The sequence below is a fragment of the Streptomyces soli genome (assembly GCF_003999195.1).
Taxonomy (GTDB): Bacteria; Actinomycetota; Actinomycetes; order Streptomycetales; family Streptomycetaceae; genus Actinacidiphila; species Actinacidiphila soli.
In genome coordinates this window covers 26559-41602 of the sequence record NZ_RJVR01000336.1, presented here as the reverse complement: position 1 = coordinate 41602, position 15044 = coordinate 26559, and the positions used below count along the sequence as shown (strand labels likewise).

Genomic DNA, 15044 nt, shown 5'->3' with positions numbered 1-15044 from the left:
GTAGTACCTATGGCGTTTCCTGAGCGCATCGCGCGGACGAGGAGGTAACCAGCGCATGACTGCGGCGGACAAAGCCGAGGAGCAGCGCCCCGTGGTGGTCGTCATGGGGGTGTCCGGGTCGGGCAAGTCGACGGTGGGCGGGCTGATCGCACAGCGGCTCGGCGTTCCCTACGCCGAGGCGGACGATTTCCACCCAGCCGCCAACATCGCCAAGATGGCGGCCGGCCACCCGCTGGACGACGCCGACCGGGCGCCCTGGCTGGACGCCATCGCGGAATGGATCACGGCCCGCGGGGGCAAGGGCGGCGTGGTCAGCTGCTCCGCGCTCAGGCGCCGCTACCGCGACCGGCTGCGGGCCGACGCGCCGGACCTCTTCTTTCTTCACCTCGACGGTCCCCGGGAGCTGATCGCCGCGCGGCTCGCGGCGCGCATGGAGCACTTCATGCCCCCCGGGCTGCTGCGCTCCCAGTTCGACGCCCTGGAGCCGCTCGACCCGGACGAGGCCGGGGCCGTCGTCTCCATCGCGGGCGGCCGGGACCAGATCGCCGAGCGGGCGATGGCCGCTCTCCCCCACTGACCGTCCACTGACCTCTCTTAACGACCTTCCCTTACGGACAACGGAGTACGTACGTGTCTGCACTCAGCGTCGAGTTGCTGGCCGCGCCCCCGGCCACGGAATTCATCACCAGTGCCGGTGATGCCCGGCTGGGCATAGCGGCCCTGGCCGGCATCGCCACGATCATCCTGCTGATCACCCGCTGGAAGATGCACGCCTTCCTGGCCCTGACCATCGGCACCGGCGTGCTCGGGGCGGTCGCCGGGGCCCCGCTCGCGAAGACGATCACCAGCTTCACCACCGGCCTGGGCACCACCGTGGCGGGCGTCGGCGTGCTCATCGCACTCGGCGCGATCCTGGGCAAGCTGCTCGCCGACTCCGGCGGTGCGGACCAGATCGTCGACACGATCCTGGCCAGGACCAGCGAGCGGCGGCTGCCGTGGGCGATGGCACTGATCGCCGGGCTGATCGGGCTGCCACTCTTCTTCGAGGTCGGCATCGTCCTGCTCATCCCGGTGGTGCTGCTGGTCGCCCGGCGAGGCAACCAGTCCCTGATGCGGGTCGGCATCCCGGCGCTGGCCGGCCTGTCCGTCATGCACGGCCTGGTCCCGCCCCACCCGGGCCCGCTCGCCGCGATCGACTCCATCAAGGCCGACCTCGGCACGACGCTGGCGCTCGGCGTGCTCATCGCGCTGCCCACGGTGGCCATCGCCGGACCGCTCTTCGGCCGGGTCGCCGATCGCTGGGTCAAGGTCACGCCGCCCGAGCACCTCACTCCGCCCCGCGCGTCGGACGACCTGGAGAAGCGGCCGAGCTTCGCGGCGACCGTGGCCACGATGCTGCTGCCGGTCGTTCTGATGCTGCTCAAGGCTCTGGTCGACGTCCTGGAGAAGGACCAGGGCAGCCTGGTCTACCGGGTCTTCGACGTCATCGGCTCGCCGCTGATCGCGCTGCTGTCCGCCGTCGTGCTCGGGATGTTCACCCTCGGCCGGGCGGCGGGCTTCACCAAGGAGCGGATCTCCACGACGGTCGAGAAGTCGCTCGGCCCGATCGCCGGGATCCTGCTCATCGTCGGCGCGGGCGGCGGCTTCAAGCAGACCCTGATCGACTGCGGCGTCGGCCAGATGATCCTCAACTGGTCGCAGAGCTGGAACATCTCGCCCCTGCTCCTCGCCTGGCTCATCGCGGTCCTGATCCGGGTCTCCACCGGCTCCGCCACCGTCGCGACCATCTCCGCCGCGGGCCTGGTCGCCCCGCTCGCCGCCGACATGTCCTCGACCCACACCGCCCTGCTGGTGCTGGCCGTCGGCGCCGGCTCGCTGTTCTTCTCGCACGTCAACGACGCCGGATTCTGGCTGGTGAAGGAGTACTTCGGGATGACGGTCCCGCAGACCCTCAAGTCCTGGTCGGTGATGGAGACGGTGATCTCGGTGGTGGCCCTGGGCTTCGTGCTGCTGGTCTCGCTCGTCATCTAGGACCGCTCCGCTTCGTCTGCGCCCTTCCCTGGTAGGTTCCGTCCGGGCCACCAGAGAAGGGCGCAGGCATGCCGGGCACCACGACCGAGCCGTATCTCACCGAACTCGCCAACGGCGTACACGCGTACGTGCAGCCGGACGGCGGCTGGTGCCTCAGCAACGCCGGATTCGTCAGCGACGGGCGTACGACCCTGCTGGTCGACACCGCCGCCACCGAACGCCGCACCCGGCTGCTGCGCGACGCGCTGCTGGCCACGGGCGCGCCCATGCCGTCGTATGTGGTGAACACCCATCACCACGGCGACCACACCTACGGCAACACGCTGTTCGCCGGCGAGGCCGAGATCGTCGGGCACGCGGCCTGCGCGAAGGAGCAGGTGGCCGCCGGTCACCAGCTCCACATGATCTGGCCGGAGGTGGAGTACGGCGAGGTCCCGATCACGCCGCCCACGGTCACGTACGAGGACCGGATGGACCTGCAGGCCGGCGGCACCGAGGTGCGGCTGATCCACCCGGGACCGGCTCACACGGTCGGGGACACCATCGTGTGGCTGCCGGAGCACCGGATCGTCTTCACCGGGGACCTGGTCTTCAACGGCGGGACGCCCTTCGTGCCGTTCGGGTCGCTGAGCGGTTCGCTGCGGGCGCTGGGCCTGCTGCGGGCGCTGGACGCCGAGATCGTCGTGCCCGGGCATGGCAAGGTGTGCGATCCGGGCGCGTACGACGTCGTGGAGCACTATCTGCACTACGTGGCCGCGCTCGCCGCCGAGGGGCGAGCGGCGGGGCGTACGCCGCTGGAGACGGCGAGGGCCGCCGATCTGGGGGAATTCGCCGAACTGGCCGAGTCGGAGCGGCTGGTCGCCAATCTGCACCGCGCCTACGCGGAGATGGATGGCCTGCCGCTCGGTATCCCGCTGGACCTGGTGGCCGTCCTCACCGACATGGCGGCGATGAACGGCGGCCGGATCCCGGCCTGCCACGCCTGAGGTGCCCGCGCGGGGCCCACGCGACGGAAGAGGCCGCGCGAATAGGTGGGGTGGCGTCGCCTGCCGATGGCTCTCGCCTGGCGGCGTTGTCGTCGGTCGACGACGTCCCCCAGCCTGGCGGCTGGTGGGGGTCCCCCCTGGCTTCGCCGGTGGGGGTGCCCCCGGCGAAGCCAGGGGGAGCACCCCCACCGGCCGAAGGCTGGTGGAGTGCCCCCACCGCGTCGCCCCGGACGGAGTCTGGGGGAGAGTGCCCCCCACGCCTTGCCAGACCCGGCCCTCGACACGCTCCTTCCTCCACCCCACCTATTCGCGCGGCCTCTTACCAGCGCGGCACCGGCGGGGTCTCCCAGCCGGGCTCGGCCTTGCGCATGGCGGCGGCGTCGTCGCGGTCGCGCATCGTGCCGTCGTCGTCCAACCAGCGCCGGTGGAAGGCGGCCAGCGCCTCGCGGTCGAGTTCGACGCCGAGGCCGGGGGCGTCGGAGACGGTGAGGCGGCCGCCGGTGAACTCGTACGGGCGGGTGATGACGTCCTCGGTCTGCCAGGGGTAGTGGGAGTCGCAGGCGTAGTCGAGATTGGGGACGGTCGAGGCGACATGCGTCATCGCGGCGAGGCTGATGCCCAGGTGGGTGTTGGAGTGCATGGACAGCCCGACCCCGAAGGTGCGGCAGATCGCGGCCAGCTCGCGGGTGTTGCGCAGCCCGCCCCAGTAGTGGTGGTCGGAGAGCACGACCTGGACGGCGCCCTTGGTGAAGGCCTCGGCGATCTCCGGGAAGGTCGTCACGCACATGTTGGTGGCCAGCGGGACGTCGGTGCGCGCGGCGACCTCGGCCATGCGGGCGGTGCCGCTGGTCGGGTCCTCCAGGTATTCCAGTACGCCGCCGAGCTGTTCGGCCACGTACAGCGAGGTCTCCACGGACCAGGCACCGTTGGGGTCCAGCCGCAGCGGCCTGCCGGGGAAGGCCTCGGCGAGGGCGCGGATGGCGGCGATCTCCTCGTCGGGCGGGAAGACGCCGCCCTTGAGCTTGAAGGACGTGAAACCGTACTCGCGGTCGAACCGCTGCGCCTGGGCGACGACCCCGGCCGGGTCGAGGGCCGCGCCCCAGTCGTCCTTGGGTGTCCGGCCGCCGCCCTGGCCGTCCGGGTGCCCGGCCCAGCGGTAGAAGAGATAGGCGCTGTAGTCGACGGTCTCGCGGACCTTGCCGCCGAGCAGCGCGTGCACGGGCAGGCCGAGGGACTTGCCCAGGGCGTCGAGGCAGGCCACCTCGAAACCCGAGACGACCGACAGCCGCAGCTTGTCGGCGGTCTGTGCGCCGCGCAGGCCGCCGACGTCCACCGAGTCCGACACTTCCTGCGGGTCGCCGCAGACGAGGGCGGCGAGCGTGAAGAGGCTGTTCAGATCGCTGACCTGGCAGCCGACCAGCGCCTCGGCGAGCGGCCGCGCGAGGTCGAGGAACTTCGTGTCGCCGTACGTCTCACCGACACCGGTGACGCCGCCTGCCGTCTCGACCTCGATGATCAGGCGCGGGGTGTACGGCTGGTGGACGCCCTGCGTATTGAGCAGCGGCGGGTCCGCGACGAGGATGGGAGTGAGCCGGATCCCGGCGATCGTCAGGTCGCTGCGTTCCGACACCCTGCCACCTCTGTTCGCGTATGTGGACGCTATCTGCGTACACGAACAGACCCTAGATCGCCCCAGGAGAGAGCGTCAAGGACGGCCACCGCCGGACTGGACGACATACCGACTGGTCGGCATGATGGTAGGGGCCAGGCATCGATCAGACGCGAGGAGCGTTGATGAGCGGGACGGACAACCCACCGGGGCTCGACCTCGGGCGGCTGCGTGAGCATCTCGACCGGGAGCGGCCCGGGCTGGTCCAGGGCGCCCTGCAGGCGGATCTGATCGAGGGCGGCCGGTCCAATCTGACGTACGCCGTCACGGACGGAACCTCCCGGTGGGTCGTACGCAGGCCCCCGCTCGGGCACGTGCTGGCGACCGCGCACGACATGACCCGCGAGCACCGGGTGATCAGCGCCCTGCACGACACGCCGGTGCCGGTGCCGGGCACGGTGCTGCTGTGCGAGGACGAGACGGTGATCGGTTCGCCGTTCTACGTCATGGAGTACGTGGACGGAGTGCCGTATCGCTTTGCCGACCAGCTGGCGGCGCTCGGGCCGGAGCGGACGCGGAGCGTCGTACTCGGGCTGGTGGACGCGCTGGTGGCGCTGCACGCCGTGGACCCGGAGCAGGTCGGGCTGGCGGACTTCGGGCGGCCGGAAGGCTTCCTGGAGCGGCAGTTGAGGCGGTGGGGGAAGCAGCTGGAGGCGTCCCGGAGCCGGGAGCTGACGGGGATCGACGAGCTGCACGAGGGGCTGTCGAAGGCTCTGCCCGCCTCGGGCCCGGCGACCGTGGTACACGGCGACTACCGGCTGGACAACGTACTCGTCGGCAAGGACGACGACCGGATCAAGGCGATCCTGGACTGGGAGATGTCCACGCTCGGCGACCCGCTCACCGACCTCGGACTGCTCGTGATGTACAGCGACCGCGAGGTGCCGGCCGACTCCCCCGTGCCGTCCGCGAGCGCCGCGCCGGGCCACCCGACCGCGCACGAGGTCATCGCGCGCTACGCCGAAGGCTCGGGCCGCGATGTGTCCGCCATCGGCTGGTACACCGCCTTCGCCTACTTCAAGCTCGCGGTCATCGCCGAGGGCATCCACTACCGCTACACACTCGGGCAGACCCTCGGCGCCGGCTTCGACCGCATCGGCGGCCTCGTCCCCGGCCTCATCGAGCGGGGCCTGAGCATCCTTCAGGAAGGCTGAGCCGCAATGGACTTCTCGTACGACGCCCGCACCGAGGAGCTGCGCGAGCGGCTGCTCACCTTCATGGATGAGTACGTGTACCCCGCAGAACCGGTCTTCGCGCAGCAGCGCGAGGAGGCCGTGGGCGACGCACGCTGGGCCGCGCCGCCGGTGGTGGGGGAACTGAAGGCCGAGGCGAAGCGGCAGGGGCTGTGGAACCTCTTTCTTGTAAACCAGCACAGCCTGCCCGGCGAGCGCGGCGCGGGCCTGACCAACCTGCAGTACGCGCCGCTGGCCGAGATCACCGGCCGCAGCCTGCACCTCGCGCCGCCCGCGCTCAACTGCGCCGCGCCCGACACCGGCAACATGGAGGTGCTGAACGAGTTCGGCAGCGAGCAGCAGCGCAAGGCCTGGCTGGAACCACTGCTCGCCGGTGAGATCCGCTCGGCCTTCGCGATGACCGAGCCGGACGTCGCGTCGTCCGACGCCACCAACATCGAGACCCGGATCGAGCGGGACGGCGACGACTACGTCATCAACGGCCGCAAGTGGTACATCTCCGGGGCCATGAACCCGGACTGCCGGATCTTCATCGTCATGGGCAAGTCCGACCCGTCGGCGGAGCGGCACCGCCAGCAGAGCATGATCCTCGTGCCGCGCGACACCCCCGGTGTCGATGTCCGGCGCGGCATGCGGGTGTTCGGCTACGACGACGGGGACCACGGCGGCCACGCCGAGGTCATCTTCACCGATGTGCGGGTGCCCGCCGACAACCTCGTCGGCGAGGAGGGCGGCGGCTTCGCCATCGCGCAGGCCCGGCTGGGTCCGGGGCGCATCCACCACTGTATGCGGCTGATCGGTATGGCCGAGCGGGCAGTTGAGCTGATGTGCCGGCGAGCGGCGGGACGGGTCGCCTTCGGCAAGCCGATCGCCGCGCAGGGCGTCGTGCAGGAGTGGATCGCCGAAGCGCGGGTCGAGATCGAGCAGTTGCGGCTGCTGGTGCTCAAGACGGCCTGGCTGATGGACACCGTCGGCAACCGCGGTGCGCACACGGAGATCCAGGCCATCAAGATCGCCACCCCGCAGAAGGTCGGGCTCATCCTCGACCGCGCCGTCCAGGTGCACGGCGCGGGTGGCGTCAGCCAGGACTTCCCGCTCGCGGAGATGTGGGCGGCGGCGCGGACGCTGCGGCTGGCGGACGGTCCCGACGAGGTGCACAAGCGGTCGCTGGCGCGGCGCGAGCTGAAGAAGTATCTGTAGCCGCCAGGGCCCGTCCGGCGGATCAGGGTCGGACAGGCCGCGGCTCCCCCAGCGTCCGGCTGGGGGAGGGTCGCGGACCCGGCCATGATCCGCTGGACGGGTCCTAGTGCCTGTCCGGCCGATCTCCGTGGGAGAAGGAGCGGGGCTTGGCGCCTGCGATCGCAAGGCGGTGGGGGCACTCCCCCAACCTTCGGCCGGGGGGACCCCCACCCAGCCGCCAGGCTGGGGGACGTCGTCGACCGACGACAACGCCGCGAGCGTTGGTGCCAGGCCCCGCGACGCCGCGAAGATCGGCTGGACAGGCCCTAGTCGTTGACGATGACCAGACGGCCGGTGGTCGTGCCGTCGGCGACGCGCTGGACGGCGTCGGCAGCGCCCGATAGCGGGACGCGTTCGCTGACCAGCGGCTTGACGGCGCCCTCGGCGGCGAGGCGGGTGAGGGTGTCGTGGCAGCTGCGGACGGCAGCGGGGTCCTGGGTGTTGTAGAGGCCCCAGTGCAGGCCCATGATCGAGTAGTTTTTGACGAGGGCGTGATTGAGGCCGGGGGCCGGGATGGTGCCGCTGGTGAAGCCGACGACGACGATGCGGCCCTCGAAGGCGATGCACTTGGTGGACCGGGTGTAGGCGTCGCCGCCGACCGGGTCGAAGACCACGTCGGCGCCACGGCCGCCGGTGGCCTCCTTGACGACGCCGACGAAGTCCTCGGCATGCCGGTCCACAACGATGTCGGCGCCCAACTCCCGTGCGGCCTTGGCCTTTTCGGGGCCGCCGACGACTCCGATGACTGTGGCCCCGGCGGCCTTGCCGATCTGGATGGCGGCGCTGCCGACCCCGCCGGCGGCGGCGTGCACGAGGAGGGTCTCCCCCGCCTGGAGGTTGGCCCGGCGGTGGAGGCCGAAGACGGCGGTCTGGTAGCCGATGTGCAGGGCGGCGGCCTCGGCGTCGTCCAGCGCCTCGGGGGCCGGGAGGACGCCGGCGGCGGGGACGACGGCGAGTTCGGCGAAGGCGCCGCCGGGCAGGGCTGCCGGGGTGATGACGCGGGCGCCGAGCTCCAGGGACACGCCGTCGCCGAGGCCTACGATCTCGCCGCACAGCTCCACCCCGGGCGTGAAGGGCAGCGGCGGGCGGATCTGGTACTGGCCCCGGCAGAGCATCGCGTCGGGGAAGTTGACGTTGGCGGCGCGCACGCGCACCAGGACCTGGCCGGGGCCGGGTTCGGGGTCCGGGACCTCGTCGAGACGCATGGCCTCGCGGGGCTCACCGTTCTCGTGGACACGCCATGCCTTCACGTGGAACTCCGGGGGTTCAGGGCTGCCGTACGGAGTGCAGCAGCAGGTCTGCGTATTCGGTGGCCACCTGCTCGGCGGACATCTGTCCGTCGTGGCGGTACCAGGTGCCGAGGTGGTGGACGGAGCCGAAGAAGTAGTCCACGACCAGGTCCGGGCTCAGGCCGGGGCGGAAGACGCCCTGGCTCTGGCCCTCTTCGACCAGGGCGCGGAACTTCTCGTGGTAGCGGCGGCGGTCGGCCCGTACCGCCTTCTGCTTCTCGGGGCTGAGCTGATGCATGGAGCGGAAGAAGATCTTGGTGTCGTCGAGGTTGGCGATGCTGGTGACGACGACGTCGGCGGCGGCCTCGAAGAGCCGGGCCTCCACGGGGTCGGGCTTGCCCGCGATCGCTTCGAGGCGCTGCAGTTGGAGGCGCAGCACACGACCGTAGATCTCGTGCAGCAGATCGTCCTTGCTGCCGAAGTAGTGGTAGAGCGCGCCCTTGGTCACTCCGGCCGCTTCGACGATCTCCTGGACGGAGGTCCGGTCGTAGCCGCGTTCGGCGAACAGGCGGGTGGCCTCGGCGAGCAGCCGCTGCGGGACCGTGGTCACCGCCTTGGGGGCCTTCCGGGTGGCGCTCGGGGTGGTGCTGCGTGCCATGGCCATCGCCTGCCCTTTCTCCGTACCGGTGCACCCGCCAGCATACCGGTCGGTATGTGTGCCGTTAGCTGCCCTCCAGCTGTCGCTGCACGCGGTTCATGCCGCTGATCCACCGGTCGGTGTCGGTGGCGCGGGCGACGTAGTAGTCGGCGGCCTCGGGGTGCGGAAGGATCAGGAAGCGCTCGTCGGCGATGCCCCTCATGACGGCCTCGGCGACGTCCTCCGGCTCGATGGCGGTGGGCACCAGGACGAGTTCGCCGGCCTCACCGGCCCCGCGCAGCATGTCGGTGCGTACGCCCTGCGGGCAGACGGCGTGGACGTGGATGCCGCGGTGCTTGTAGGTGACCGCGAGCCATTCGGCGAAGGCGAGGGCGGCGTGCTTGGTCACGGAGTACGGGGCGTCGCCGGGCATGGTGAGCAGCCCGGCCGCGGAGACGGTGGCGACGAAGCGGCCGCCGCCGCGCTCCAGCCACTCGGGCAGCAGCTCGCGGCTCGCGCGGACGTGGGCCATGACGTTGACGTCCCAGACGTGGTTCCAGACGGCATCCTCGGCCTCGACCCCGGCCATGCTGCCGACGCCCGCGTTGGCGCAGAAGATGTCGATGCCGCCGCCGAGTGCGGCCCGGGCCTCGGCCACGATGCCGGAGGCGTCACCGGGGACCGCGAGGCCGCCGATCTCGTCCGCCACGGCCTTGGCGGCGCCCGCGTCGATGTCGTTGACGACGACGCGCGCGCCCTCACCGGCGAAACGGCGGGCGAGGGCGGCACCGATGCCGCCTCCCGCTCCGGTGATGACCACCCGGGCGTCTCGCAACGCTGCCACCATCGTGTCCACTCCTTCGTGTCCCGCGTCTCGGCTCCCCGACATACTAAGCGGTTGGTCAGGATGGCGGAAGCGCCGGTGCGGAACGGGTGGGCACAACCTGGATCGTTGCCCGAACCGGCACACCATCGCGCCCACCCCGGCCCGGGGTGAGGGCAGGGTGGGCGCGGGGTGGACGGGGACAGCCCGGCCGTGCGGCGGAGCCGGTTAGCGGTGGGTGGGGAATTCGACGACCTGCTGGTAGGTGGGGCGGTTCTGCCAGGTGATCTTGCCGTGCTTGATGCCGCCCAGCGCGCGCTGGTTGATCGAGTCGGCACACCACTGGTCGCCGGCGGAGCAGAGGTCGTCGCCGGGGTAGACCTGGGCGGCGGTCTTGGCGACGGCGGTCTTCAGGCTGCTGAGCAGGACGTCGCGGCAGGCTGACACTGAGCCGCCGCCGCAGTAGGTGTTCCCCAGGCCGCCGCTGACGGTTTCACCGAGAACGGACCGGATGTCCTTGTCGACATAACTCCACCAGCCGTACTGGAAGGAGCTGCCGGCGTGCGAGCCGGTGGGCCCGTGTCCGGCCGAGGGGGCTTCGTCGATGGAGAGGTTGGCCGTCATCGCCGCGTACAGGTCGCTGCCGAGGCCGGGTTGGAACTCGGCCTGGACGAGCAGGGGCCACCAGGCATCGAGGACCTGGATGGCTGTGGCGTTGGCGTACGCATGGGAGCCGGACGAGGTCTCCTTGCGTTTGCCGCCTGCCGTGACCCAGTCGGAGAGCTGGGTGACGGCGGTGGCGAGGGCGGAGTCGGTGACGGTCTGGGTCTTGATGACCTTGAGCAGTTCGGGAAGCACGTCCTCGGCCCGCAGATCGGTCAACGAGGCGTCCGCCATGGCCTGGATGAGTTTGACGCGGGTGACGCCGCCCGCCTTGACGAGGGCCTTGACCCGGTCCTCCAGGAGGTCGCCGCGGTGGACGGATCCGTTGCCCCAGCTCGCGGTGGTGTAGTCCTTGGCGACCTTGTTGTTCCAGGAGATGTAGTAGTCCTGGTCGAGAGACTGGGGATGAGCGGACGCCGGGGTGTAGTCGGCCGCGTTGGTCGTCGGGTTCCAGTTCTGCCACTCGTACGCGGACTGCGCCCACACCGGGAACTCGGCGTCGACGCCGGTGGCGCGCACCGGATTGTTGCCGCTGTTGTAGTAGGCGGTGTGGCTGGAGTCGGCGTAGAACCAGTTGAAGGTGTAGTTGATGTGCGCGGCCGCGGCTTGGAAGGTGGCCGGGCTTGTCACGTAGTCCGGGTCGTTGAGCATCTGGAAGCCGATGATCGAGTCGGCCTCGTGCAAGTAGGAGGAGCGCAGCGTGGTGTAGGCGACCTTCTTGCCGCCGACCGTCGCCCGGTACTCAACGGGGCCGTACTTGGTGCGGTAGACCTGCATCCGGTAGGAGCCCGCGGCGGTGCTGTCGGCCACGGAGGGGGTCCAGGCGTTGGTCTGCTCCAGCCTCTCCATGGCGGTGCAGGTGCCGTGGAAGAGGTAGTGGTAGTCGTCCTGGCAGAGCTCGACGGCGTACGAGTCGATGACGTCCTGCCCCGAGGTGGTGGCGCTCCAGGCGTAGTCCTGGCCGCGTCCCAACTCCACGTACATGCTCAGCCCCGCGAAGGACGCGCCGTGCGCGCTGATGCCCGGGCCCTGGATTTCCTGGAGCATGAGCAGCTGTGGCGCGAAATAGCCGGTTTGCGGGCCGAAGACGGCGATCGGGTGGCCGCTGGCGGTGTTCTTGCCGCTCACCACGAGGGCGTTGGACATGCCGCGTTTGGCCGATGTGAGCGCGGTGGCGGCGGCCGTGGCGGAGGCGGTGCTCGCCGAGGCGGTGGCGGCGCTGCCGGTGCGGTCGTAGACGAGCGGTTCCTCGGTGACCGAGCCGGAGTCGGGCAGGGCCTGGCCCTGGGCGGTGGCGGGCTTGGTGGCGTACGGGAAGCTCTCGCCGTTGTGGACGGTGAGGGTGGCCTCGGGGTCGTTGCGCTCGCGGAAGGCCTCCCAGACCTTGGTGCCCTCGGTGATGCCGTACTTCTGCTGCGCTGCGAGCAGGGACAGCGCGTTGTTCACCTCACCGCCGCCACCGGAGCCGAAGAGCGCCCCGATGACGGCGGCCAACGCGACCAGGTCGGTGAGCTTGAAGTGGTCGATGGTCCCGGCGTTGGTGATGGAGTCCTTGTGTCCGGTCAGGACGTATTCGCCGGGGAAGTAGCGGCCGCTGTCGGAGGCGTCGATGTAGGCGTTGACACCGGCGATGTAGGCGGTGGCGTCGGCCAGGGCCTGGGTGCCGCGGGTGCCGTTGTTGTTGGCGATGGAGTCGATCTGGGCCTGCAGGTCGGCCTCGGTGTACGGGGCATTGCGCCAGAACTCCTGCTCAAGGCCCTGGTTGGAGGCCGCGCCGCCGGCGAAGGGGGTGAGCTGGCCGCGTCCGACGTGCCGGAAGACGTCCATGAGCCACAGCCGGTCCTCGGCGGCGGCGTACCCGGCTCCGTACTCGGTGCCGTAGCGGGTGGTGCCGGTGATGTGCGGGACGCCGGACTTCTTGTCGCGGACGATCGTGACGTCGCTGCGCGGCGATTCGGTGGAGGCGACCTGCCCCGAGGCGACGCCGAAGGAGGCGTCGTTGAAGTAGCTGCTGATGGTGGAGGCGGTCAGACTCTGGTAGCCCGAGGCCAGGTTGCCGTATGTGCTGAGCTGGTCCTCGGCGTGGTCGGGCTGGGTGCCGAAGACCTGGTTGAGCAGGACCTGGGCGAACGTGGCGTTGCCGTTCTCACCGGGCGGCAGGATGTCGGAGCACTGCGACTGGCAGTAGTCGGTGACGGTGGCGGCGTGTGCCGGCTGCGGTAGCGGAGAGATGAGGGCCGCGCCGAGGGCGATGATCGCGGCGCCTGTGATGGTTCTGAGCTTGCCGATACGAAGACGCATAGCTGCTCCTCCAGAAGGCCAATGCGGCCGACGTTACCGACGGTATGACCCCTCGGTAAGGTGAACATGCGTCACGTTTTCGCGACTGGCGCAAGGTCATGGTGAGTTCGGTCCGGGGATGGATCCGTATCGCGGTTCGTTACGTCCATTCCATAGCGATGCGGTACCGATGACGGAGGTGGCATGCCATGGCCAAATTCCGAAGTCTCGCGAGACAGGTGCGCGATCCACGGCGAACCCCCACCCAGCGGCGCACCTACCTGCGCCGATGCCTCGAACGATTCGCCCCCTACGGGCACCGGGCCACCTGGGACCACCTCTGTGCCCGGGCCGGCTTCTGCCCCCAGGACCGTGAACCCGACCCCGCGCTTCTTGTCGCGGCCCTCGATGAGTTGGAGGAGGCCCGCGCGGTCTGGCTCGCCTACGAAGCTGACTTCGCCGCTCGCCGCAAGGAGGAGAAGTTCTACGGCATCCGCCAACCCGGCGCCCTCGACGACTGGCACCGCCACACCTGGGGCGGCAACGGCGTCGCCTGGTGCGACGATCCCTCCATCCACCCCTCCGACCGGCTCGCGGACGTCCTTCGCCGCATCATCGCCGCGATCCGGACCGCTCCCGGCGCCGTTTGCCCGGTCTGCGCCGACTCCCACATCCGCTGGCGTCACGACCTCGCCCACGAACCCGCCTCCGGGCCGGTCTGCGCGGGCTGCGGCATCGTGGTGCCGGTTCCGGTCCTCACCGAGCGGGCGCTGGCGGAGGCCCGCAACTCCGAGCAGTTCGCTCTGCGTTGACTACGCTCGCAAACACCGTCGCAGTCGCCTCGTCGGCGGGGAGGAAAGCCTCCAGCTTGAGTTCGGCGATGGTGACGTCGACTGCGGTGGCGAAGGTGGTGACCGTCGTCATCAGGCGTAGTTCGCCGGTGCCGTGGCGCAGGCGCAGCGGCACCGCGAAGCCGAGGTGGCCGTCGGCGGGCGCGACGTCCTGCGGTAGACGAGACCGTTGCCCTCTGGCTCCGCCTCTGGACCGGCCAGGGCCCCTTCTCATTCCACGGCGAACTCCTCCACTTCGACGACATCCCCGCCGGCACCCCCTCCTACCGCCCCGGCGGCCCACCCGTCTGGCTCGGCGGCTTCACCCCCGCCGCCCTCGCCCGCACCGGGCGCCTCTACGACGGCTGGCTGCCCTACCCGCCGGATCCGGCTGCCTACGCGGCCGGCCTCGACGGCGCCCTCAAAGCTGCCGCCGAGGCCGATCGCGCCCCTGAGGCCATCACTCCGGCGCTCTACGCGACGGTGCTCGTCACGGACGAGGGCAAGGAGTCCGGTCGCAGGGCCCTGAACGCGTATGCGCTGGCGAACTACGGCCTGCCGCTTGCGGAGTTGGAACGGATCCAGCTGCTCGTGACGGGCACCGCGGCGGAGGTCGCGGCGGGGCTGGCCCGCTATGCGGCGGCCGGGGTGCGGCACGTGGTGCTACGCGTCGGGGCGATGGGGCTGCCCACCCAGCTGGAGCAGTTGGAGCGGATCGCGGCGGTCGCACTGCGGTGAGTCGGCCCGGGGCCTGCTTCCCCCGCCCCGCCGCGCTTCGCTCGTCTTAGGCGAGAGGCCTGTCCTCAGTCCCGGCCAGGGCGGCGAACTGCACGGCGAGGCCGTCGACCAGCGCGCGGAGGCCTGTGTCGAAGGCGCCCTCGTCCACTGAGTGCTGCCGCTCGGCCAGGAGATGGGCCTGGCCGAGGTGGGGGTAGTCGGCCGGGTCGTAGGCGGTGGCGTCGTCGACGAAGCCACGGGCGAAGGAGCCGAGGGCCGAGCCGGTGACGAAGTAGCGCATCAGGGCGCCGATGCGGGTGGCGTGGGCCGGAGGCCAGCCGGCGTCGACCATGCCGCCGAAGACGGCGTCGGCCATGCGCAGGCCGGCGGGGCGGCGGCCGGGGCCCTGGGCGAGGAACGGGACGATGTTGGGGTGGGCGGCGAGGGCTGCCCGGTAGGAGCGGGCCCAGGCGGTGAGGGCCTCGCGCCAGTCCCGGTCGCCGTCGAACATCGACAGGTCGACCTGCGACACGACGGTGTCGGCGACGGCGTCGAGGATCTCGTCCTTCGTACGGAAGTGGTTGTAGAGGGAGGGGCCGCTGACCCCGAGCTCGGCGGCGAGCCGGCGGGTGGACACCGCCTGCGGCCCCTCTTCGTCGGCGAGGGCAAGGGCTGTGGAGACGATGCGCTCGCGGCTGAGCAGGGGCTTGCGGGGGCGGGCCATGCGGCTCATAGTAGAGGCTGTCG

Annotated in this window: 12 protein-coding genes and 2 pseudogenes; 7 read left to right on the top strand and 7 right to left on the bottom strand. The window is 70.8% G+C overall.

Annotation, left to right across the window (positions count from 1 at the left end; all coding sequences use genetic code 11):
* Positions 1-55 precede the first annotated feature (55 nt).
* From EFK10_RS40770 to EFK10_RS40760, 3 genes are all read left to right on the top strand, one after another.
* Entirely contained in the window at positions 56-577 is a 522-nt protein-coding gene (locus EFK10_RS40770; RefSeq protein ID WP_127360694.1) for a gluconokinase, read from the top strand.
* 53 nt (positions 578-630) lie between these two features.
* Positions 631-2031, top strand: coding sequence for a GntP family permease (locus EFK10_RS40765; RefSeq protein ID WP_127360693.1), 1401 nt, complete (start codon positions 631-633; stop codon positions 2029-2031).
* Positions 2032-2099: 68 nt separating this feature from the next.
* Positions 2100-3017: an MBL fold metallo-hydrolase gene (locus tag EFK10_RS40760; RefSeq protein WP_127360692.1), complete on the top strand. Its 918-nt coding sequence runs from the start codon at positions 2100-2102 to the stop codon at positions 3015-3017.
* A gap of 319 nt (positions 3018-3336) precedes the next feature.
* Here EFK10_RS40760 and EFK10_RS40755 read toward each other — a convergent pair whose 3' ends face one another.
* The gene (locus EFK10_RS40755) at positions 3337-4647 is read right to left on the bottom strand and encodes a glucarate dehydratase family protein (protein ID WP_127360691.1); all 1311 of its coding nucleotides are present in this window, start codon (positions 4645-4647) and stop codon (positions 3337-3339) included.
* 164 nt (positions 4648-4811) lie between these two features.
* On the opposite strand from EFK10_RS40755, the gene EFK10_RS40750 reads away from it, so the two are divergent.
* A complete protein-coding gene (locus tag EFK10_RS40750; RefSeq protein WP_127360690.1) occupies positions 4812-5840 on the top strand; it encodes a phosphotransferase family protein in 1029 nt (342 codons plus the stop codon).
* A gap of 6 nt (positions 5841-5846) precedes the next feature.
* The gene (locus EFK10_RS40745; RefSeq protein ID WP_127360689.1) at positions 5847-7079 is read left to right on the top strand and encodes an acyl-CoA dehydrogenase family protein; all 1233 of its coding nucleotides are present in this window, start codon (positions 5847-5849) and stop codon (positions 7077-7079) included.
* 305 nt (positions 7080-7384) lie between these two features.
* Here the strand turns inward: EFK10_RS40745 and EFK10_RS40740 are convergent, their stop codons facing one another.
* The 4 genes from EFK10_RS40740 to EFK10_RS40725 form a co-directional block, all read right to left on the bottom strand.
* On the bottom strand, positions 7385-8368 hold the full coding sequence (locus EFK10_RS40740) for an NADPH:quinone oxidoreductase family protein (protein ID WP_127360688.1): 984 nt from the start codon (positions 8366-8368) through the stop codon (positions 7385-7387).
* A 16-nt stretch (positions 8369-8384) separates the two neighbouring features.
* The gene (locus EFK10_RS40735; RefSeq protein WP_127360687.1) at positions 8385-9005 is read right to left on the bottom strand and encodes a TetR/AcrR family transcriptional regulator; all 621 of its coding nucleotides are present in this window, start codon (positions 9003-9005) and stop codon (positions 8385-8387) included.
* A 64-nt stretch (positions 9006-9069) separates the two neighbouring features.
* Positions 9070-9831 (bottom strand): SDR family oxidoreductase, encoded by a 762-nt coding sequence (locus tag EFK10_RS40730; protein ID WP_127360686.1) that lies wholly within the window; start codon positions 9829-9831, stop codon positions 9070-9072.
* Positions 9832-10035: 204 nt separating this feature from the next.
* Positions 10036-12771 carry a penicillin acylase family protein gene (locus EFK10_RS40725; RefSeq protein WP_127360685.1) on the bottom strand — a complete coding sequence of 912 codons (2736 nt, stop codon included), beginning with the start codon at positions 12769-12771 and terminating at the stop codon, positions 10036-10038.
* Positions 12772-12959: 188 nt separating this feature from the next.
* Here EFK10_RS40725 and EFK10_RS40720 point away from each other — a divergent pair, with 188 nt between their 5' ends.
* Positions 12960-13562, top strand: coding sequence for a hypothetical protein (locus EFK10_RS40720; RefSeq protein WP_127360684.1), 603 nt, complete (start codon positions 12960-12962; stop codon positions 13560-13562).
* Here the strand turns inward: EFK10_RS40720 and EFK10_RS51440 are convergent.
* Positions 13507-13737: pseudogene (locus EFK10_RS51440) on the bottom strand (transcriptional regulator); the annotation flags it as partial. The gene EFK10_RS40720 and the pseudogene EFK10_RS51440 overlap by 56 nt on opposite strands.
* A 20-nt stretch (positions 13738-13757) precedes the next feature.
* Between EFK10_RS51440 and EFK10_RS40710 the strand changes: the two are divergent.
* Positions 13758-14318, top strand: a pseudogene (locus EFK10_RS40710) (LLM class flavin-dependent oxidoreductase); the annotation flags it as partial.
* A 46-nt stretch (positions 14319-14364) separates the two neighbouring features.
* Here EFK10_RS40710 and EFK10_RS40705 read toward each other — a convergent pair.
* On the bottom strand, positions 14365-15021 hold the full coding sequence (locus EFK10_RS40705) for a TetR/AcrR family transcriptional regulator (RefSeq protein WP_127360683.1): 657 nt from the start codon (positions 15019-15021) through the stop codon (positions 14365-14367).
* Positions 15022-15044 lie beyond the last annotated feature (23 nt).

Coding starts and splice junctions, on each gene's coding strand:
- EFK10_RS40770 (WP_127360694.1), top strand. CDS start 56: ATGACTGCGGCGGACAAAGCCGAGGAGCAGCGCCCCGTGGTGGTCGTC.
- EFK10_RS40760 (WP_127360692.1), top strand. CDS start 2,100: ATGCCGGGCACCACGACCGAGCCGTATCTCACCGAACTCGCCAACGGC.
- EFK10_RS40750 (WP_127360690.1), top strand. CDS start 4,812: ATGAGCGGGACGGACAACCCACCGGGGCTCGACCTCGGGCGGCTGCGT.
- EFK10_RS40745 (WP_127360689.1), top strand. CDS start 5,847: ATGGACTTCTCGTACGACGCCCGCACCGAGGAGCTGCGCGAGCGGCTG.
- EFK10_RS40735 (WP_127360687.1), bottom strand. CDS start 9,005: ATGGCACGCAGCACCACCCCGAGCGCCACCCGGAAGGCCCCCAAGGCG.
- EFK10_RS40730 (WP_127360686.1), bottom strand. CDS start 9,831: ATGGTGGCAGCGTTGCGAGACGCCCGGGTGGTCATCACCGGAGCGGGA.
- EFK10_RS40725 (WP_127360685.1), bottom strand. CDS start 12,771: ATGCGTCTTCGTATCGGCAAGCTCAGAACCATCACAGGCGCCGCGATC.
- EFK10_RS40720 (WP_127360684.1), top strand. CDS start 12,960: ATGGCCAAATTCCGAAGTCTCGCGAGACAGGTGCGCGATCCACGGCGA.
- EFK10_RS40705 (WP_127360683.1), bottom strand. CDS start 15,021: ATGGCCCGCCCCCGCAAGCCCCTGCTCAGCCGCGAGCGCATCGTCTCC.